Source organism: Cytobacillus sp. ABV4_503, from assembly GCF_056158445.1.
The window spans coordinates 908451-927982 of the sequence record NZ_JBSWTH010000001.1; the positions used below are offsets into that span (position 1 = coordinate 908451).

General features: G+C 39.9%; 20 protein-coding genes. 12 read left to right on the top strand and 8 right to left on the bottom strand.

Going from position 1 to position 19532, the window contains the following annotated elements:
• Positions 1–13: 13 nt before the first annotated feature.
• The gene (gene gntK, locus ACXAD1_RS04680; protein ID WP_206834819.1) at positions 14–1558 is read left to right on the top strand and encodes a gluconokinase; all 1545 of its coding nucleotides are present in this window, start codon (positions 14–16) and stop codon (positions 1556–1558) included.
• 42 nt (positions 1559–1600) lie between these two features.
• Here the strand turns inward: gntK and ACXAD1_RS04685 are convergent, their stop codons facing one another.
• The 4 genes from ACXAD1_RS04685 to ACXAD1_RS04700 all read right to left on the bottom strand — a co-directional run bounded on the left by ACXAD1_RS04685 (position 1601) and on the right by ACXAD1_RS04700 (position 4461).
• Positions 1601–2599, bottom strand: a complete 999-nt coding sequence (locus ACXAD1_RS04685) for an inorganic phosphate transporter (RefSeq protein ID WP_206834821.1) — start codon at positions 2597–2599, stop codon at positions 1601–1603.
• A gap of 12 nt (positions 2600–2611) precedes the next feature.
• Positions 2612–3229: a DUF47 domain-containing protein gene (locus ACXAD1_RS04690; RefSeq protein ID WP_206834824.1), complete on the bottom strand. Its 618-nt coding sequence runs from the start codon at positions 3227–3229 to the stop codon at positions 2612–2614.
• A 189-nt stretch (positions 3230–3418) separates the two neighbouring features.
• Entirely contained in the window at positions 3419–4057 is a 639-nt protein-coding gene (locus tag ACXAD1_RS04695; protein ID WP_474909585.1) for a FusB/FusC family EF-G-binding protein, read from the bottom strand.
• A gap of 140 nt (positions 4058–4197) precedes the next feature.
• Complete coding sequence (locus ACXAD1_RS04700) at positions 4198–4461, bottom strand: CD3324 family protein (RefSeq protein ID WP_206834829.1); 264 nt, start codon at positions 4459–4461, stop codon at positions 4198–4200.
• Positions 4462–4848: 387 nt separating this feature from the next.
• On the opposite strand from ACXAD1_RS04700, the gene helD reads away from it, so the two are divergent.
• The 3 genes from helD to ACXAD1_RS04715 all read left to right on the top strand — a co-directional run bounded on the left by helD (position 4849) and on the right by ACXAD1_RS04715 (position 8701).
• Positions 4849–7116, top strand: a complete 2268-nt coding sequence (helD, locus tag ACXAD1_RS04705) for an RNA polymerase recycling motor HelD (protein WP_206834832.1) — start codon at positions 4849–4851, stop codon at positions 7114–7116.
• A 289-nt stretch (positions 7117–7405) separates the two neighbouring features.
• Positions 7406–8233, top strand: coding sequence for an aldo/keto reductase (locus tag ACXAD1_RS04710; protein ID WP_280516049.1), 828 nt, complete (start codon positions 7406–7408; stop codon positions 8231–8233).
• Positions 8234–8440: 207 nt separating this feature from the next.
• Positions 8441–8701: a GlsB/YeaQ/YmgE family stress response membrane protein gene (locus ACXAD1_RS04715; RefSeq protein ID WP_206834835.1), complete on the top strand. Its 261-nt coding sequence runs from the start codon at positions 8441–8443 to the stop codon at positions 8699–8701.
• A 113-nt stretch (positions 8702–8814) separates the two neighbouring features.
• Here ACXAD1_RS04715 and ACXAD1_RS04720 read toward each other — a convergent pair whose 3' ends face one another.
• On the bottom strand, positions 8815–9735 hold the full coding sequence (locus ACXAD1_RS04720) for an RluA family pseudouridine synthase (RefSeq protein WP_206834839.1): 921 nt from the start codon (positions 9733–9735) through the stop codon (positions 8815–8817).
• 342 nt (positions 9736–10077) lie between these two features.
• Between ACXAD1_RS04720 and ACXAD1_RS04725 the strand changes: the two genes are divergently transcribed.
• On the top strand, positions 10078–10476 hold the full coding sequence (locus tag ACXAD1_RS04725) for a YhcU family protein (RefSeq protein ID WP_206834842.1): 399 nt from the start codon (positions 10078–10080) through the stop codon (positions 10474–10476).
• Positions 10477–10515: 39 nt separating this feature from the next.
• Here ACXAD1_RS04725 and ACXAD1_RS04730 read toward each other — a convergent pair whose 3' ends face one another.
• Both ACXAD1_RS04730 and ACXAD1_RS04735 read right to left on the bottom strand, forming a co-directional pair.
• Positions 10516–10986 carry a thioredoxin family protein gene (locus ACXAD1_RS04730; protein WP_206834845.1) on the bottom strand — a complete coding sequence of 157 codons (471 nt, stop codon included), beginning with the start codon at positions 10984–10986 and terminating at the stop codon, positions 10516–10518.
• Entirely contained in the window at positions 10986–11426 is a 441-nt protein-coding gene (locus tag ACXAD1_RS04735; protein WP_206834847.1) for a disulfide oxidoreductase, read from the bottom strand. The genes ACXAD1_RS04730 and ACXAD1_RS04735 overlap by 1 nt, the downstream gene beginning before the upstream one ends.
• Before the next feature lie 371 nt (positions 11427–11797).
• Between ACXAD1_RS04735 and ACXAD1_RS04740 the strand changes: the two genes are divergently transcribed.
• From ACXAD1_RS04740 to ACXAD1_RS04765, 6 genes are all read left to right on the top strand, one after another.
• On the top strand, positions 11798–13300 hold the full coding sequence (locus ACXAD1_RS04740; protein WP_009331513.1) for a bifunctional GNAT family N-acetyltransferase/carbon-nitrogen hydrolase family protein: 1503 nt from the start codon (positions 11798–11800) through the stop codon (positions 13298–13300).
• 168 nt (positions 13301–13468) lie between these two features.
• The gene (locus tag ACXAD1_RS04745) at positions 13469–15214 is read left to right on the top strand and encodes a phospho-sugar mutase (RefSeq protein WP_370221829.1); all 1746 of its coding nucleotides are present in this window, start codon (positions 13469–13471) and stop codon (positions 15212–15214) included.
• Positions 15215–15256: 42 nt separating this feature from the next.
• Positions 15257–15979, top strand: coding sequence for an SDR family oxidoreductase (locus ACXAD1_RS04750; RefSeq protein WP_370221828.1), 723 nt, complete (start codon positions 15257–15259; stop codon positions 15977–15979).
• Positions 15980–16124: 145 nt separating this feature from the next.
• Positions 16125–17258: a GAF domain-containing sensor histidine kinase gene (locus tag ACXAD1_RS04755; protein ID WP_370221826.1), complete on the top strand. Its 1134-nt coding sequence runs from the start codon at positions 16125–16127 to the stop codon at positions 17256–17258.
• On the top strand, positions 17259–17906 hold the full coding sequence (locus ACXAD1_RS04760) for a response regulator (protein WP_370221825.1): 648 nt from the start codon (positions 17259–17261) through the stop codon (positions 17904–17906).
• A 140-nt stretch (positions 17907–18046) separates the two neighbouring features.
• A complete protein-coding gene (locus ACXAD1_RS04765; RefSeq protein ID WP_370221824.1) occupies positions 18047–18583 on the top strand; it encodes an NADPH-dependent FMN reductase in 537 nt (178 codons plus the stop codon).
• Between the two features lie 58 nt (positions 18584–18641).
• Here ACXAD1_RS04765 and ACXAD1_RS04770 read toward each other — a convergent pair whose 3' ends face one another.
• Entirely contained in the window at positions 18642–18896 is a 255-nt protein-coding gene (locus tag ACXAD1_RS04770; protein ID WP_206834859.1) for a YhdB family protein, read from the bottom strand.
• Positions 18897–19100: 204 nt separating this feature from the next.
• Between ACXAD1_RS04770 and ACXAD1_RS04775 the strand changes: the two genes are divergently transcribed.
• Positions 19101–19418 carry a DUF3889 domain-containing protein gene (locus ACXAD1_RS04775; protein WP_474909586.1) on the top strand — a complete coding sequence of 106 codons (318 nt, stop codon included), beginning with the start codon at positions 19101–19103 and terminating at the stop codon, positions 19416–19418.
• Positions 19419–19532: the final 114 nt, after the last annotated feature.

Below are 19532 nucleotides of genomic sequence, written 5' to 3' on the forward strand. Positions count from 1 at the left end.
GGAGATTATCACAATGTCTGCAACAAAATATGTAATCGGTACGGATATTGGAACAACAAGTACAAAATCAGTATTATTTGACCATAACGGTAAAGTTCTTGGGAAATACACAATTGAGTATCCTCTTCATACTCCTAATCCTTCGACTGCAGAACAGGACCCGGAAGAAATTTTTCAAGCTGTTCTAGGAACCCTTAGAGGCTGCATAAAGGAATCAAATGTTAGAGCTGAGGATATTACATGCGTGTCCTTCAGTTCAGCCATGCATAGTGTCATAGCTGTCGACGCAGATGGGGTGCCATTGACAAACAGCATTACCTGGGCTGATAACCGCAGTGCAAAATGGGCTGAAAAGATAAAAAAGGAAATGAATGGCCATGAAATATACTTACGGACTGGAACGCCTATTCATCCGATGTCACCTCTGTCGAAAATCCTTTGGCTGAAAAATGAGCAGGAGGAAATATTCAAGCGCACCAGCAAATTTATCTCCATTAAAGAGTATGTTTTTCACAAATTATTTAGTGAGTACATCGTTGATTATTCAATAGCATCAGCTACTGGAATGTTTAATTTGAAGAAGCTGGACTGGGATAAAGAAGCGGTAGAGTCTGCTGGAATTACAGCCGAAAAACTGTCGAAGCCTGTTCCAACTACTTATTCTGTAAGAGGGATGAAAGAGGAATTCAGAAAACTGACTGGTTTAAGCTTGGATACCCCATTTGTTGTAGGTGCCAGTGACGGAGTCCTTTCCAACCTTGGAGTTAATGCGATTGATCCAGGAGTGGTGGCTGTAACGATCGGAACCAGCGGAGCGATCCGTGCTGTAACCGATAAGCCCGTAACCGATCCAAAAGGAAGGATCTTCTGCTACGCTCTAACAGAAAAACACTGGGTTATTGGAGGACCGGTAAATAATGGAGGCATGCTTTTCCGCTGGGTGCGCGATGAATTCGCTGCATCAGAAGTTGAAACGGCCAAGCGTCTGGGAATTGATCCTTATGATGTATTAACAAAGATTGCATCAGGAGTTGCACCTGGATCAGATGGCCTGATTTTCCATCCTTATATGACAGGAGAACGCGCACCTTTATGGAATGCCAACGCAAGGGGGTCATTCTTTGGTCTGAGCCTTCACCATAAAAAAGAGCATATGATCCGTTCTGTGCTTGAAGGGGTTATCTATAATTTATATACTGTATTGCTTGCTTTAGAGGAGCTGACAGGGGAGCCGAAGAGGATTCAGGCAACGGGAGGATTTGCCAGATCAGATCTTTGGCGCCAAATGATGGCCGATATTTTCAATCAGGAAGTTGTTGTGCCTGAAAGCTATGAAAGTTCTTGCCTGGGAGCGGCTATTCTTGGATTATATGCTTTAGGGGTGGTTGAGGACTTAAATGTTGTCTCCGATATGGTAGGTGCAACGTTTAGCCATCAGCCGAAGGAAGAGGATGCAAAAGTATACAGGGAGTTAATGCCGATTTATATACGCTTATCGCGTTTGTTTGAAAATGAATATGAAAGTCTTTCAGATTTTCAAAGAAAATATTTAGGATGAAAAAAAGGAGCGGGCTCAGCCTGCTCCTTTTTAAAATTATTATTAAAAAATGGCATTCAATATTAAATAGACAATGCCAGCTAAAGTAGCTGATATTGGCAAGGTGATTACCCATGTAATAAGCATTCTCTGCGCTGTACCCCATTTTACTCCCTTAAGTCTGTGGGCAGAACCTACACCCAGGATAGAAGAGGAGATAACATGAGTAGTACTGACTGGCAAATGGATATATGTAGCGCCAAAAATGATCATTGCACCTGTTAAGTCTGCTGCCACTCCATTTATTGGCCGGATCTTCATAATTTTTCCGCCCACCGTTTTGATAATTTTCCAGCCGCCGATGGAAGTCCCAAGCCCCATGGCTAAAGCACAGGAAAACTGTACCCAGAAAGGAATATCTGTTGAAGTGACATAATTGTTTGCAATAAGTGCCATTGTAATAATACCCATAGCTTTCTGTGCATCATTTGTTCCATGTGTATATGATTGCAGTGCGGCAGTGAAAATTTGGAACAGCCTGAAATTCCTGTTTGTTTTAGTGAGGTTGTTGTGTTTAAAAACGATCTTGAAAATGCTGTAAACAATAAAACCGGCTGCAAATGCAATTAACGGCGAAAAGATAAGTGCTTGAAGAATTTTTAAAAATCCCTGATAATTTAAAGCTGAAAATCCTGCTGCCGCAATCGCAGCACCGGCTATCGAGCCTATGATCGCATGGGAAGAGCTGCTTGGGATGCCATAATACCAAGTCAGCAGATTCCAGAATATCGCAGCGATTAAAGCGGCTAGAATGACAAGAGATCCATTCTGCAAGGTAAAAGGGTCCACAATATCTTTGGTAATGGTTTTTGCAACTCCAGTAAATGTCATGGCACCAACAAAGTTCATGACTGCTGCCAAAACGATGGCATGTCTTGGTTTAAGAGCCTTGGTGGAGACCGAGGTAGCTATTGCGTTTGCTGTATCATGAAAACCATTGATAAAGTCAAATGCCAGGGCCCCAATGACAATTAAGATCGTTATAATAAATATTGCATCCATTGTGATCGCCCCTTAAGCATTTTTCATAATGATGGTTTCAAGCGTATTGGCGACATTTTGGCAGCTGTCAGCAATTTCTTCCAAAGTTTCATAAATTTCTTTATATTGAATGATTCGAATAGGATCTTTTTCTGTAGCAAAAAGATGCTTGATTGACTGACGGCGGACTCCATCACATTTGGATTCGTAATCTTTTATTTTGATTGCATGCTCTCTGATCTGCAGTAATTTCTTAGTTGAAAGAAGTACCACACATTTTTCAATTTCAATTGCACAGTTTTTAATCGCATCAACGAACTTCAGCATAAATTCATCTGCCTGTGTCATTGAATACATTTCAAATAAATCTGCACATTCTTCAAAACCATCCAGCACATCATCCATGCTCATAGCGAGGTGGAGGATATCTTCCCTTTCAATAGGCGTAATAAAAGCGTTATTTAATTCTTTAATGACTTCATGAACATAGGAATCTCCTTTTGTTTCATAATCCTTCATTGTTTTTGAAAAGGTTTTTAAATCACTGACATTGTTAATCTTATAGTCGGCAAAGTAAATTGCACTATCTTTTAAATTCACGGAAATATTGCTTAACAATGTGTTAAACTTGTCCTTCTTCTTAAAAACCATTTTTTTACCCCCAATTATTTTAGGAAAAATTCAATCAAACGTAACTATTTTATACGAAATCGACAAAATATGATAGTTTTTTTTATTACAATAATATTCCCTAGATTATGGAGAATAAACGAAAAGCCCATTTATAACTGAAAGAGACACCGCCAAACTCGGCGGTGTCTTAATTATGGGGATAACTATCTATCCTTTCAGCCTTCCAATAAAATCCTGGAGCTTTTCCTGTGAATTCAAATTTTCATTGCATTTCTGGCTGTCCCGGCAAATGTAATTCCCTTTCTTTGTATAGGTGCCAAGCGAAGCCCCTTTGATTTCAGTTAAGAACAAGCCTGTTTCTTCGAATTTGCTGCAGATGGAACAGATTCCTTTTTTGCTCAGCGGTTTAAATGTTCCAACTAAACCAGTCAGTTTGCCATTCAGCAGGCTAATCATATACTTCCTGTTTGTGCCTTTTTCATCCCATCCCAAGTAGCTTATTTCCCTGAAATCAATATCTTCAAGTGCTGGTATCTTTAATTTTTTTGCTTTAGGGAACAGCTTTTTGATGGATTGTTCTGTCAAAGATGGAAACGGTATCACATAATCTTTTATTTGTGCCAAGAAGGCATCAGCCTGATCTCTTTCTTTTATATCAACAACTGGGGAAAGAAGCTGTTTTTGTTCCTCGCTAATTTCTTCAAAAAGGCTTAATACCTTCTCAGCCGAAAGTGATTTCAGTGCATTCAGCACTCCTGTATCATTGACAGAGGCATGGCCATTGATTAACACTTGCGTCTGAGATTTTATAAAATTATATTGATCATTTCTGATGAAAGGTTCCATTATTCCCACTCCTATACCTTCAGCACCTTTATATATCACCTTCACTTTAAAAGAATTACATAAAAATGTAAATGTATAGAACGATTAGGAAATGAACTTGGCATATGAAAAAGCACTGAACAAGGTTCAGTGCGAATAATTCACTTTTTATAAACTATTTTCTTGATTGTTTCTACTGAAAGAAAATGTTCTTCCGCCAATTGGCTGATTGTTTTGCCGTTTTGGAAGGCACCTTTAATAGAATGGTTCCTTTCCTCCAGTGCCTTTCTTGCTCCAGAGCGGGTGCCCCATTTTTGGTAGGCTTTTTCAGGCTTGGGGATATAAATGGCCTCACCCTGAACATATTTTTGAATTTCTGCTATCAAATTCTCCGGTAAAACGGCATTCGCTTTTACATAACTCATTTCTGCCAGCTCCTTATTATTTTTGACAATAAAAAATGAATAAGGTGCAAAGCCGATATCAGAAATGGTTTCATCTGAATGGGCGATAATATTTAGTCCATTACCGCCTCATGCAAAGTATCGCCACCAATATCAGGCTTTGCATGAGACGCTGCATTATCAGGCATTGCAATTGCAATGTCCACTTTCATCACCTCCTAAAAAGGGTTTTTCTATATTATAAATTAACATGATTCCCAATGCATTTAACACCCCAATTCGACAAAGCCAAATCAGTTCCTGACCCTTGCTTCTTGCAGATTTTTCTGATAATATATTTTTCTGCCCACGCGTACGCTCATATGTATTTCTCCATTGCGGCTGAAAAACAATTGAAAGGAGAAACATATGCCATCTGAATTCGAACACCCCGATTTTCAGCAGGAAATTCAGCGGCTGGAATTTACGAAACGTTATATTGATGTCGTAATTAAAACATCAGAATCCAGCAAAGATAAATTTCAGGAGAATATGAAAGAAGCTTTCGAAGACGTTGATTGGCTTGAATCAAGTTTAAGTTACTCTTCTTTACTGACAAATGCCCGTTTTTTTGAGATGTCCAAAGATGAATTAAAACAATTGAAAAAAGCACGGAAAAAGCCTTATTTCGCCAGAATAGATTTCCTAAGGGAAGATTTAAATGAAAAAGAGATTTTATACATAGGCAAAACTTCATTGTATTCAAGGGAGAACCAGGAGCAGATTATTGTTGACTGGCGATCTCCGATAGCCAATTTATACTATGAAGGCAGGCTGGGTAAGGTTCAATACCATTCCTATGAAGAAAGCTTTACAGGCCATCTCTCATTGAAACGGCAATATATGATTGAAGACGGGGTTCTGGATGAGATCCGGGATATAGACCTCACGACTACAGATGAATTACTTCAGGAATCACTGTCTAAAAGCTCAAGCAACCGCCTCACAGACATTATTTCAACCATACAGGAAGAACAGAACAAAATAATACGTGCTGATTTGAATAAGCCCATTATTGTTCAGGGGGCAGCAGGCAGCGGCAAGACAACAATTGCCCTGCACAGGATAAGTTATTTCATTTACCAGTACAAAGAAAATTTTGCGCCTGAACAGCTTATGATTCTGGCACCGAGCAGGCTATTCATTGATTATATTTCAGAAGCTCTTCCAGAGCTTGGGGTAGAAAGAGTCCGCCAGACTACCTACCAGGAATTTGTGCTGGCATGTCTTGGTGAAAAACTTAAAATGGATGATGACAGTAAATTGGTGAATTTGCTCGAAGGCCATGGCAGTGAAGAAGCAAACCTTGCAGCCTGGGCATCTTCCATTAAAGGATCGCCTGTTTTTCAGGTAATCCTCGCCAATTACCTAAAAGAAATTTATAATAGCTTTTGCCCAAGTGATGATTTTATGGTAGATAAATTCAGGCTGTTCAGCCATAAGAAGTTCTTCCAGCTTTTTTTGGTGGATTACAATTATCTCCCTCTTTATCGAAGGCTGGAAAAATTAAAGGCTGTGCTTCAAAACGATCTTGCTAAGAAAAAGAAAAATATCATAAAGAAAATGGAAGCGTATTATGACGTGAGGATCGAAAGGGCACTTTACAGAGGGAAAGACCCTGAAAAAAGAAGGCAATATGTTTCAGATGCGCTTGATAAAAAAGCAGCCAGACTGGAAGAATTAAAGAAAAGCTTCAGAACTGCTGTGCCAAAATACATGAAACAATTTCCGAAAAAAAGCCTGGTTCGTTACTATAAAGACCTGTTTGAAGACTCCATCCGTCTTTCAAGATTATCAGGCGGGAAATTGCCTGTAAGAGATGCAGAACTGCTATGTGAATATTGCCGGAAGTTGTTCAGAAAAAAAGTTTATGAGAGAGAAGACTTAGCTTTAATGCTTTACCTGCAGGAAAGCCTTTTTGGCATTCCTAAAGAGCTGAAGGCAAAAAATATCGTCATTGATGAAGCACAGGATTACAGCTTTATGGAGCTCCTCTCTTTAAAGAAGTCACTTGATACGGATATGTTCACATTAGTGGGTGATCTTGCACAGGGAATTCATTCTTACAGGGGATTAACAAGCTGGCAGGAGGTTCTAGACTTTATTTTTCCGCGTGCAACATATACAGAGCTTCAAAAAAGCTATCGTACTACAGTGGAAATCATGGAAAAGGCAAATGAATTGCTCAAGCTTCTTCCCTATTCATTCCCCGAAGTGGAGCCGGTTGTCCGCCATGGGAAAAGTCCTGAATTTATCAAGAGAGAGAATGGCCATGGGCTTGTACAGCAGCTTGAGGAACAGGTAATTTCATTAAAAAAAGAAAATTATAAAACGTTTGCAGTGATCGGGAAAACGATGAAAGACTGCCTGCTCATTCATGGCCTTTTTGAAGAGCATGCCAAACTCCCTTTTAAACTGCTGCAGGAGCAGGAAAGTATACCAAAGGATGAGATCGTCATCGTACCTTCCTACTTGGCAAAGGGCCTCGAATTTGATGCGGTCATGATTCTGTCACTTGAAGAAGAATTTTCCAAAGAATATGAATTGGATATTAAGCTTCTTTATGTTGCCATGACAAGGCCTCTGCATCGATTATATTTCTATGGACTGGAAAAAAACAATTTTATTATAGGATAGTACTTTTAGCAGCTGATTTTTCAGGCTGCTTTTTTTTGCTTAGATTGCTTCGTAATTCAAAAAAAAAATTTATAGTCCATTGTTTAGGACATTTTTTCTCCGGGAAAATCAATCTTACATATGAAGGGATGGCGAAAAACCGCGATATAACAATCCCGGCATTTGCCGTTTATATAGATCGGCGATTGCATCCCAGGGCAATCGCTTTTGTTTTGGCAGTGTAAAGAGTAGGTCTCCTTTTCATGCAAATGGTAAAATGAAGTAAAAACATAAAGGAGATGATTTCATCTTGAAGGATATCAGGAGCACTTTAACATTGCATAATGGAGTTGAAATGCCCCAATTCGGGCTGGGAGTATATAAAGTAGAAGAGGGCCAGCAGGTTGAAGACACGGTGAAAAATGCAATAAACATAGGCTACAGACTAATTGATACCGCTGCCTTTTATGACAATGAAGAGGGTGTTGGAAGGGCAATAAAAGAAAGCGGTGTTCCCAGGGAAGATCTTTTCATAACGACAAAGGTGTGGAATACGGAACAGGGATATGAGCAAACTTTAGGTGCCTTTGATAAGAGTTTAATGAAATTGGGTTTAGAGTACATCGATTTATATCTAATCCATTGGCCAGTTAAGGAGAAATACCTGGAAACCTGGCGAGCGCTTGAAAAGCTTTATAGGGATGGAAAGGTAAGAGCCATCGGCGTGAGCAATTTTCAAATTCATCATTTAAAGGACATAATGGAAAACTCAGGTGAAAAGCCTGCAGTCAATCAGGTTGAGCTTCATCCTCTGCTATCTCAGGAAGAAATAAGGGTATTTTGTGATGAGCACAATATAAAAGTGGAGGCCTGGTCTCCAATTGCAAGGGGCAGAGTGCTGGAGGACCCTGCAATAAAAGAAATTGCCGAACATCACAGCAAATCATCAGCCCAAGTTATATTAAGGTGGCATCTCCAAAATGGTATTATCGTAATACCCAAATCAGTTAAAGAAGAACGATTAAGGGAAAATGCAAATATTTTTGATTTTGAATTAACGGAAGAAGATATGAGACAAATGAATACATTAAATAAAAATCAGCGATTTGGGGCCGACCCGGACAAATTTGATTTTTAATTAAGCTATTTAAAAGCATCCTAAGGGGTGCTTTTTTTATATAAAATTTTTCCAGAAGAATAGTTTTTTATTTTTTGGTTTTAGATAGTGAATCCTGGGTAATTTAATTGTACAAGCAGATAAGATCACCAAAAGCTGCGCAGCTGCTGAATGAAATTCTTAATCTGAACAGAAACTAAATTAAATCAAAACGAGGAGTGATTTTCAATGTTAAGCTTTTTATGGGCATTAATTATAGGTGGTATCATTGGTTGGTTAGCAGGTATGATTGTGGGAAGAGATATTCCAGGAGGCGTAATTGGTAACATCATCGCTGGTTTCATTGGTGCATGGTTAGGTTCATTAATTCTTGGTGATTGGGGTCCAGTAGTAGCTGACTTTGCTATTATTCCTGCTTTAATTGGTGCTATCGTGCTTGTATTCATTGTAGGCTTCATTATGAAGGCTATGCGCAAATCTCATGACTAATAGAATCATCTGAAAGAAGTCCTATATGGGGCTTCTTTTTTTGAGCTGATAGCCACAACTTCTTTGTTTTAGTGAATTAAAAGCTGCCCCTGAAAGGGCAGCTTAAATCGTTATTAAAAGGCATACGGATCAATTCCCTTAAAAACCTCATGATCATCTAAAAAAGGTGCATGACAGACTATAGTTTCCTCTAAGAAAGGGTGTGGAATCTCAAGTTTTACGGCGTGCAGTGCCTGCCGGGGAAAAGCCGGTTTCCCGCCATATAAAATATCCCCTGCTAGAGGATGTCCGATATAGCTGAGATGAACACGGATCTGATGTGTTCTGCCTGTATCCAGCTGGCACTTAATAAGTGAAAGATTTAGCTTAGGAAAGTACTCGATCAGTTCATAGTTTGTGACAGCAGGCTGGCCGCTGGGAGATACTCTTCTTCTGGTTGGATGATGCCTGTCCCGCCCAATTGGCTCGCTGATGGTTCCTTTGATCTTTGAAACCCTGCCATGAACCAATGCTAAATATGTACGTTTTATTTTTCTGTCTTCCAGTTCTTTATCCAGGATTGCTCCTGCCAAGGCATGTTTGGCAAACAAAATGGCACCGGTCGTATCTCGATCCAGGCGATGAATATGTTTTATGCTTCTGCATTCGCCCTGCATCTGTATATGAAAGGCAGCAGCGTTTGCTAATGTATTATTTTGCTCTGGAGAATTAGGATGCGTGTCCATGCCTGCAGGCTTATTCAAAACAAGTAAATGATCATCTTCAAAGAGTACTTCGATGTCATAATAATAGGGTAGAATGCCTATATTTTCCTCTTCAAAGAAGTGGAATTTTAATTTAGTCCCTGCATTTAGCGGCTTTGTCCAATTGGCAGGTTCATCATTGATTAATACCTGCTTGTTCATCCTCATATTGTGTGTCTGTTTTTTGGGTGCTCCCCATAATGTCCGGACTATATATTGGACGGTATATCCTTGCCATTTAACAGGCACCTCTATTTCACACCATTCGCCAAACCTTTGTATTTTTACCATAAATTACTCCTATCCTGATTGAATAATCGTGACTTTCATACATATAAATTAATTACAATAATATATTAGCCTTTAAAAACAGCTGATAAAAGGAATAGGTGTTTACAAAATATTATTGTAATATTTAATAACACCTTTTATTTTGCTGAAAATGGAGTTAATATAGAACTTTAGAACCAATTATAAAGCATTAAACCTGTGCCATCTATTTCCTCAGGAGGAATAAATGTCAACAAATCCCTTCTCCATGGGTATAATTACCACCCTAAAGGGCTTTCAGAATATGATATTCTAAATTATATATTACGAACTGATTACAAGGATTACAAAGGTGGGTTATCAGTGAAAGTTGTATTTGCATCAACTCCTGATCAGGAACAAAAAATTCAAGAGTTAATTAGAAAATTCTATTCAAATGTGTTTCCTCTTTATTTCACAGATGATGACATAAGAGAATTTGAACAGCAGAAGATTTTACATACTTCTACACGGCACTTTGAATACTTCGGAACATTAAAGGAGGCTTACCAGGTTATAGCAGGGCTGCAGACGCTAATGGCTATTCTGGAATCCCGGCAAATGAATGACAAATATGAGATGATTTTCGTCAAAAATGTTCAAATACTTCAAGAATTCGGTTTGTCATTCCCATTTGACTACAGTCATTTTTGCGGAGAAAGGATGCCGCGGAATAGTTTGTTCAGTGTCTATGCCAAAGCCGCAAATGAAATGCTTGTATAAAAAAACGCCTGCAGCTGACTGAGCCGCAGGCGTTTTTGGTTATTTCGAATTCTCATTAAACCATTGTTCAAAGACTTCTTTTTCCTGGTAACCAGTAATTCTGTTAACCTCCTTGCCGTCTTTGAATTGAACAATTGTTGGAGTCTCCTTAATTCCATAATTATCCCAGCCGTCTTCAAATTCAAGCAGGTTGAATTGAACCAGGTCGATGCCCATATCTTCTGTGAGAGGAGACACAATAGGAGTTGTCCTCTGGCAATGAGGGCATGTCGGGCTATAAAAATACACAGTTACATCTTCATTTTCATTTAACTTTTTGTCCAATTCCTCAGGAAGAATCAAATTTTGATAATTTGGGTCTTCAAGCTGTTTGACTGTTTCAGGATGAAGTGAATCCTTTTCATATGGATTATCCCCTGACACTTTTTCTTCATTTTGCATTTTAGTTAAGATTCCAACAGCTGCGAATAACACAACGATAATGGCAAGGAAAATGATGACCTTTTTCATTAAACTGCTACCTCCTTGGTTTTCTTCCAGACAAGATAACTGCATGTAAGAATAATAATAAAAGCTGTCAATGCTAAAAACGGAATTGTGATAAATCCAAGCCAATTTATATATTGCCCTGTACAGGGAACTCTCCCGCATGCTGCAGCATGGTCTGCCATAAATGAAATTTTCTGGATGGAATAGTGGTATATCGATATTCCTGCTCCAACTGCAGATAGCACCATTGTATAAAGGCTGATGCGATAATCTTTCTTAATAACAGCCAAGCCTAATATAACAGCAAATGGGTACATGACAATTCTTTGATACCAGCAAAGCTCGCAAGGCTCGTATTGCCTGATTTCCGAAAAATAAAGGCTGCCGAACAGGGCCAGAATTGATGCTGCCCAGGCAATAAACAGCAAATTCTCCCGTCGGTCTGTTTGTGTTTTCTCCATAATAATCTCCTTATTAATATGTACTCTAAAATTATAAAGCTATTGGACATGCCTTGTAAATTAACATGTTCAAACGACCATCAGAAATAGGGCAATTGTAATATTGAAATGGTATTAGCATCATTACGGAAATTAAAAGAAGACATTCAGCCCCTTTATAGAAATATATATAAAGGAAAAGACGCAAGATAAGCATAAGGGGGAAATTGGCTGAGAAAATTCAGAGGGTGTTATGAATACAGTAAAAAAGGGAAAAGACCTGTATATCACTGGAGAGGATGAACTTTTTATCAGCCCCCAGGATAATTATTATTTCCAAAAGGAGTGCACCACCATTGACAAAGCTTGATTTAAAGAAGTTTGAGAAAAAAATGATTATCAGAAATACACGGCATTCAGATATAGATCATATCATTGCACTTCAGGAGCTCTGTTTCCCCGGCATGATACCCTGGAAGAAGGATCAGCTTGAAAGCCATCTGGATATTTTCCCAGAAGGCCAGTTTGTTGCAGAATATGATGGGGAAATCATTGGTTCGTGTTCGAGCCTTATAATCAATTTTGATGAGTATGATGATCGTCATTCCTGGGATGATGTAACAGATAAAGGATACATAACGAACCATAATCCGGAAGGCTATAACCTTTACGGGATAGAAGTCATGGTTCATCCGGATTACCGCAGAATGAAAATTGGCCATCGCCTGTATGAGGAGAGAAAAGAGCTTGTCAGATCTTTAAATTTAAAAAGTATCATCATAGGGGGGCGCATTCCGAATTATCATAAATACGCGAAAGAAATGAACCCCCGTGAGTATGTGAACGAGGTCTCTCTTCATAAAATCTATGACCCGGTATTATCCTTTCAGCTCCTGAATGGATTTACTCTGATGAGGATTAACCCGAACTATTTGCCTGATGATGTTCAGTCAAATAAATATGCAACGCTGATGGAATGGAATAATGTTGATTACAGGCCAATGACTAAGCGTTTTTATAAAACAAGCTACCCGGTCCGTATATGTGTGGTGCAATATTTAATGCGGCAGATTAAATCCTTCGATGAATTTGCCCATCAGGTGGAATACTTTACAGATGTTGCTTCTGATTCCGGTTCTGACTTTGCTGTATTTCCCGAGCTATTTACCACCCAGTTAATGTCATTTCTGGACGAACGGTCACCAAGCCTTGCGGTCAGGAAGCTGACGGAATACACTGAGCAATATATCGAGTTATTTACGGATTTGGCAGTCAGGTATAATATCAATATAATTGGCGGTTCTCATTTTGTTAAAGAAGATGATGATGAGATTTATAATATTGCTTATCTTTTCCGCCGCGATGGGACGATTGAAAAGCAGTATAAGCTCCATATTACGCCAAATGAGCGCAAATGGTGGGGAATCAGCCGCGGGGACGAAGTGAAAGTATTTGATACGGATTGCGGAAAAATAGCCATCCAAATTTGCTATGATATCGAATTCCCTGAGCTGGCGAGAATTGCCACTGATAAAGGTGCAAAAATTATATTTACACCTTTTTGTACTGAAGATCGCCAAGGATATTTGCGGGTGCGCTATTGTGCTCAGGCCCGCGCTGTTGAAAATCAGATATACACGGTAATTTCAGGAACGGTGGGCAATCTTCCGCAAACTGAGAATATGGATATTCAGTATGCACAGTCTGCAATATTTGCACCATCTGATTTTGAGTTTGCAAGGGATGGCATTGTGGGAGAGACCAATCCAAATATTGAAATGGTCCTGATTGGTGATGTTGATCTGGAAATTCTCCGGCGGCAAAGACAGGATGGCACAGTGCGCCAGCTAAAAGACCGCAGGCATGATATTTACAGCATTAAATATAAGAAGTAATATATAGTTGCAGATTGAGCGCCTTTCACCTGGCGCTCAATGCTTTTCAGCGGAAGCATACATAATTTTAGGGTGAATTTTGTCAAAAAAACTCGGATGTTTTTAAGAGGGAAAATCGCCTGGGACTCGAAAAGGAATATGAAGAAGCTTTTTTTAGGAGGTCATACGATGGAATGGAAGACAGCGGCAGAACGATGGATAAAACATGAGAATTTGGACAGTGAATTACTGGAACAGCTGAAAGGTCTGCAGGGAAATGAAAAGCTCCTTGAAGAAGCGTTTTATAAGGGACTGGAATTTGGAACAGGCGGTATGCGCGGGGAGATAGGACCTGGAACAAACCGCATGAATATATATACAGTCCGTAAGGCATCTGCGGGACTTGCCGCATACATAGAAGAAAAAGGATTGGAAGCAAAGAACAGAGGGGTGGCAATTGCATATGATTCACGCCGTATGTCCCCTGAATTTGCAATGGAAGCGGCTAAAACGCTTGCCAGCAGGGGCATTCAGACATATGTATTTGACGAACTCCGCCCAACACCTGAACTTTCATTCGCAGTCAGGTACCTTCATGCGTATGCTGGGATAGTCGTGACAGCAAGCCATAATCCTCCGGAATACAATGGCTATAAGGTGTATGGATCGGACGGTGCTCAGCTGACTCCTGCCGAAGCTGACATTGTTATCGGCAAAGTAAATGAAATAGAAAACGAACTGCTTATTGAAGTGATGGACGAGAACAATTTAAAGGAAAAAGGGCTTATCACAATGATTGGAACTACAGTTGATCAGGCCTATCAGAAGCAGCTCCTTACCATTTCCGAAAACCCTGATGCTGCAAATGAAACAGATGTTCATGTGGTTTTCACACCTCTGCACGGTACAGCCAATAAGCCAATTAGAGAGGCTTTGGCTGCTTTGGGTTATGAACATGTGCATGTAGTAAAGGAACAGGAGCTCCCGGATCCTGAGTTTTCAACAGTAAAGAGTCCTAATCCAGAGGAGAAAATTGCATTTGAGCTGGCCATGAGAGATGGAAAAGAGACAAATGCAGATATTTTAATTGCTACAGATCCAGATGCTGATCGTCTTGGCATTGCTGCAAAAAACAAAGATGGTGAGTATGTCCTTTTGACAGGAAATCAGACAGGTGCATTGCTGCTTCACTATATACTTTCTCAGAAGAAAGAGAAGAATACACTGCCCGACAATGGCATTATGCTAAAAACGATCGTTACATCTGAATTTGGGCGCAAGGTTGCTTCATCTTTTGGTGTAGAAACCATCGATGTTTTAACAGGCTTTAAGTTTATTGCAGAAAAAATCAAGGAATACGAGGAGACTGGAGAATACAGCTTCCTGTTTGGATATGAGGAAAGCTATGGCTATCTTATCGGCGACTTTGCAAGAGATAAAGATGCTATCCAGGCAGCTTTGCTTTCTGCGGAAATGGCTGCTTTTTATAAAAAGAAAGACATGTCCCTTTATGATGCATTGCTCAGCTTATTTGACGAGTATGGCTATTTTCTTGAAGGGTTAAAATCAATGACTCTAAAGGGAATTGAAGGAGCAGAAAAAATCCAGCAGACCCTGGCATCCTTCCGTGCCAATCCGATAAAAGACCTTCAAGGAATGAAGGTCCAGGCAGTTGAAGATTACTTAACAGGAATAAGAACAGAAGAAGATGGAATGGAGAAAGTAATAGACCTGCCGAAGTCCAATGTTATTAAGTATTTCTTCGAAGATGGGACCTGGATCTGCCTAAGGCCATCAGGTACAGAACCGAAAATTAAATTCTACTTTGGAATCAGTGCCTCCTCATTAGTCAGCAGCAAGGAAAAACTGGAATCTGTTCAAAAAGACTTTATGCAAATCGTAGAAGAAAGAATGGGCAGTTCAGTATTAAAATAGCTTTTAATATCCAGAAAGTTATTATCCGGAAAGGAAGATTCGATGTTAAAGGGACAAGCGGCAATCGTAACAGGTGCATCAAGAGGGATCGGCAAGGAAATTGCTGTTAAACTGGCCAAGCAGGGCATGAAGCTTACCCTGATTGGAAGCTCAGGGGAAGTTCATAAATCTGCTGAAGATCTCAAGAAAATGGGATTTGCAGATGTACTGCCCATTCAAGCAGATATTTCAGATGAAGCCCAAGTAAAGGATGCAGTTGAAAAAACTCTTCAGAAGTACAAACAGCTTGATCTTCTGGTGAACAATGCAGGGGTGGGCTTTTTTAAGCAGGTTGATGAAACAACACTGGACGAGTGGAAAAAGGTCTTTGAAGTAAATGTGCAGGGAGTCTTCCTCGGATGCAAGGCAGTACTGCCGTACATGAAAGAGCGTAAATCCGGTACAATCATTACCATTTCTTCAGACGTAGCCAGATACACCATCCCCAATGGATCAGCCTATACAGCTACAAAATATGCAGTGCAGGGCTTTTCGGGATCTTTAGCTCAGGAAGTCAGAGAATACGGTATCCGCGTCGGAACCATTAATCCCGGCATGGTAGATACGTTTTTTGCGGAATCTAAGCAGGGGCTTGAAGAGAAAAGAGATTGGCTAAAGGTCGAAGATATCGCCAATGCTGTTGTTTACATGGCGTCTGCGCCGAAACACATGCTGATAGACGAAATCGTCCTTCATCCATTTGTTCAAAACTATCCAATTGCATAATATATGCACCGGAGAGGCCTCCTCTTCGGTGTTTTTCTGTCTACAACTTTAGTCGCAGGCCGCTTCCTCCAAAATGCCAAGGAAGAAAGGGAATAAAAGTTATATAATAAAAGTACATAATATGAAAGTTCCAAGGGGGATAAGGGTGTTAGGGGAAAAAAGGCAATCTGAAATCAGAATTTTAAAAGAAATAGCAGAACTGTTGAATGAAGGAACAGAAATTGATTCCCTTTTAAAAGAGGTTCTGCAGAAATTGCTTCATATTACCAGTCTTGAAACGGGATGGGTATTTCTAATCGATAGCCAAGGGGAGTTTCGCCTGGCAGCAGAAGAGAAACTGCCGCCTGCTCTTTCAGCGGATAACTGCAGACCGATGTGCAAGGGAGACTGCTGGTGTATTGACCGCTATAATGACGGCAGATTAAACAAAGCTTCGAACATTATTGAATGCAAAAGAATAGAAGATGCCATTGCCGAGCAAAGAAAGGATACCAACGGGCTTACCCATCATGCCTCCGTACCGCTGAGAGCAGGGGAAGAAAAGTTTGGGATCCTTAATATCGGCTCACCTGATAAAACCCATTTTTCACCTGAAGAATTGGCATTGCTGGAATCGGTAGCTTTTCAAATTGGAACGGCTATAAAACGAATCAAACTGACGCAGCTGGAACAGGAGACGGCTCTTGCTGCGGAAAGAAATAGGCTGGCAAGGGACCTGCATGATTCAGTTAACCAGCTATTATTCTCCTTAAGCTTAACGGCAAGAGGAGGGGCTGAAATGACTGATAGCCCTGAAATTAAAGAGACCTTTTCTTACATGCAGGATCTCGCACAGGAAGCTTTAAGCGAGATGAGGGCACTTATCTGGCAGCTGAAACCCCGCGGCCTGGAAAATGGGATTGTATGTGCTATGCAGACCTACAGCCAAATGCTTGGCCTGAAGCTCAATTCAAAAGTAAATGGTGTGATCTGTCTGCCCGGAAAAGTGGAAGAGACACTATGGAGAATTGGCCAGGAAGCACTGGCCAATTGCAAAAAACACTCTGGTGGATCAACAGCAGATTTAGAACTGACAGTGGATGAAAAAACAGTTGAAATGGTGATTTCCGATTGCGGCAGAGGGTTTCATTATCGTGAAAATGATATCCCTTCTCTCGGGCTCAAAAGCATGAAGAAAAGGACGGAAGCACTGAATGGTTTATTTAAAATAAAAACAGAGCCAAACAAAGGAACGAAAATTGAAATTATCATTCCTTTGAAAAAGGGAGGGATGAAATAGATGGCCATCAAGGTTTTAATAGCGGACGATCATCATGTTGTAAGAAGGGGTCTTGTATTCTTTCTGAAAACACAGCCGGAAATAGAAATTATCGGAGAAGCAAAAAACGGCCGTGAAGCTGTAGAGATGATGCAAACAAACCAGCCTGATGTTGTATTAATGGACTTGGATATGCCTGTTATGAATGGTATTGAAGCCACAAAGCAAATTAAAGCAAGCTGCCCTGAAGTGAAGATCATGATACTCACAAGCTTTTCAGACCAGGATCATGTGATTCCGGCAATTGAGGCGGGGGCCTCAGGGTATCAGCTCAAGGACATTGAGCCGGATATTCTTGTTCAGGCAATTATCCAGCTGATGAAAGGGGAGAACCAGCTGCATCCAAAAGCCACCTCCCATCTGCTCACACATTTAACGAATAAAAACAGTATAGAAAGGCAGCCGCTGGAAGAACTGACAAAAAGAGAACTGGAGGTTCTGCGGGAAATTGCAAAAGGGAAAAGCAATAAAGAAATTGCTTCATCCCTTTATATAACAGAAAAGACAGTCAAAACACATGTTTCCAACTTATTGTCCAAATTGGAACTTGCTGACAGAACACAGGCAGCACTATATGCAGTGCGTCATGGTATTGCAGATTCAAATTGAAAAAATCATCCTAAAGTTGCAGAAGATATTTACTGAATTAGTCCTAAGATAAGCTTTATAAAACTCAGCCATACTGACGATGTTTAAAAGCGCATATTTCTATATACTAAAGAATATAGGAACTAAAAGGAGAGTTTAGAATGAAGCTTACGATTATTAATGGAAGCCCGCGAGCTAAGGGAAGAACGGGAATAGCCTCTCGTTATATTGCAAGGAAATATAATGCTGAACTGATCGATTTAAGTCTTGGAGAAATTCCTTTATATAATGGAACAGAAGATCAATATCAGCTGTCTGCCGTTAAAAAGCTGCGCCAGCAGATTGCAGATTCTGATGGGGTTATTCTTGCTTCCCCTGAGTATCACAGTGCTATGAGCGGAGCTCTAAAAAATGCGCTGGATTTTCTCGGAAGCGAGCAATTTGCCCATAAGCCAGTCGGCTTGCTGGTTGTGGCAGGAGGCGGAAAAGGCGGCATCAATGCCCTTAATAATTTGAGAATTGCGGGCAGGGGTGTATACGCCAATGTCATTCCTAAGCAGCTGGTCCTGGACCCGCATTGTTTCGATTATGAAAATGATGGCCTTTTTGAGGAACCTGCCCAGCTTGTTGAGGGATTAATGAAAGAACTTCAGCTTTATATGAAGGCGTATGGTCAAATTAAGCAGGAATTAAAATAAAACAAATACAAAAACACGGACCCAAAAATCCGTGTTTTATTATTGGTGGAATTCTTTTTTAAGTTAGTTCATAAAATACTGTGTTTGGCAGCAGTTTTTCCGATAATTCATTGGCATGGTCAATATATCTCAAGAGTGAATATAAATGTTTCTCAATAACAGAATAGTCTTTTTCGAAGTTGTAGGCATGAAGGAAATGTTCGATCTTCTTCGAAAGAAATTGATCATCTGTTCTGACCATCAGGATCAGCAGGTTATCCCATTCTGACCGGTGCGTGTAATATAGCGCACGGTCATAATCCACTTTATTCATTTATCCTCTCCTCCTCTTTCAGGAGTTGATTATAGTTTATGATGATGCAGAATTTTATTTCGAAGTAAATCTTGGACTTGTTGATTTCAAAGGGTTATCATCATTTACCTGTATATTGGCCACATGCATTTATAACACAATCCCATACATAAAATTGAAAACTGAGCCAAAAATATAATTAACGACACATGCTTTGGAGGATATATGAAAAAGTATTTAACGATGTTTATGCTGGTTTGTTTATTAGCCGGGGGAGGCTCCTTAGCAGGAGCTGTCCAAAAACCGGATTATGAAAAGTATGGAAGAATTGCCATCGCAGTTGTAAAGGAAGATTATCCTGGGGAAGAGGTAGTGGATTATCAGTACGGAGGAAGGAAAAAAGTTACCGAAACAGATGTGACAGACACCTTCACATTTACAGTAAAAGAAGATGGGAAGCCTGTAACTGTGATGGTTTTGGTCACACATAATCTCAAGGATAACAAAGCGGTTAGCCTATCTGTAGAGAGAAAGACTCAGTAAGCTCCTTCGGGGGCTTTTTTCATTGAATTTGGCCAGCAAACCCCTTATTTAAAATAATGATAAAAACAAATCTTTCTGATAATCTTGGATTATGAATATAAGCGTCAAATATGG

Coding starts and splice junctions, on each gene's coding strand:
- ACXAD1_RS04735 (WP_206834847.1), bottom strand. CDS start 11,426: ATGGAGAAAACACAAACAGACCGACGGGAGAATTTGCTGTTTATTGCC.
- ACXAD1_RS04745 (WP_370221829.1), top strand. CDS start 13,469: ATGGAATGGAAGACAGCGGCAGAACGATGGATAAAACATGAGAATTTG.
- ACXAD1_RS04715 (WP_206834835.1), top strand. CDS start 8,441: ATGTTAAGCTTTTTATGGGCATTAATTATAGGTGGTATCATTGGTTGG.
- ACXAD1_RS04730 (WP_206834845.1), bottom strand. CDS start 10,986: ATGAAAAAGGTCATCATTTTCCTTGCCATTATCGTTGTGTTATTCGCA.
- ACXAD1_RS04695 (WP_474909585.1), bottom strand. CDS start 4,057: ATGGAACCTTTCATCAGAAATGATCAATATAATTTTATAAAATCTCAG.
- gntK (WP_206834819.1), top strand. CDS start 14: ATGTCTGCAACAAAATATGTAATCGGTACGGATATTGGAACAACAAGT.
- ACXAD1_RS04750 (WP_370221828.1), top strand. CDS start 15,257: ATGTTAAAGGGACAAGCGGCAATCGTAACAGGTGCATCAAGAGGGATC.
- ACXAD1_RS04720 (WP_206834839.1), bottom strand. CDS start 9,735: ATGGTAAAAATACAAAGGTTTGGCGAATGGTGTGAAATAGAGGTGCCT.
- ACXAD1_RS04685 (WP_206834821.1), bottom strand. CDS start 2,599: ATGGATGCAATATTTATTATAACGATCTTAATTGTCATTGGGGCCCTG.
- ACXAD1_RS04700 (WP_206834829.1), bottom strand. CDS start 4,461: ATGAGTTATGTAAAAGCGAATGCCGTTTTACCGGAGAATTTGATAGCA.
- ACXAD1_RS04690 (WP_206834824.1), bottom strand. CDS start 3,229: ATGGTTTTTAAGAAGAAGGACAAGTTTAACACATTGTTAAGCAATATT.
- ACXAD1_RS04760 (WP_370221825.1), top strand. CDS start 17,259: ATGGCCATCAAGGTTTTAATAGCGGACGATCATCATGTTGTAAGAAGG.
- helD (WP_206834832.1), top strand. CDS start 4,849: ATGCCATCTGAATTCGAACACCCCGATTTTCAGCAGGAAATTCAGCGG.
- ACXAD1_RS04740 (WP_009331513.1), top strand. CDS start 11,798: ATGATTATCAGAAATACACGGCATTCAGATATAGATCATATCATTGCA.
- ACXAD1_RS04765 (WP_370221824.1), top strand. CDS start 18,047: ATGAAGCTTACGATTATTAATGGAAGCCCGCGAGCTAAGGGAAGAACG.
- ACXAD1_RS04770 (WP_206834859.1), bottom strand. CDS start 18,896: ATGAATAAAGTGGATTATGACCGTGCGCTATATTACACGCACCGGTCA.
- ACXAD1_RS04775 (WP_474909586.1), top strand. CDS start 19,101: ATGAAAAAGTATTTAACGATGTTTATGCTGGTTTGTTTATTAGCCGGG.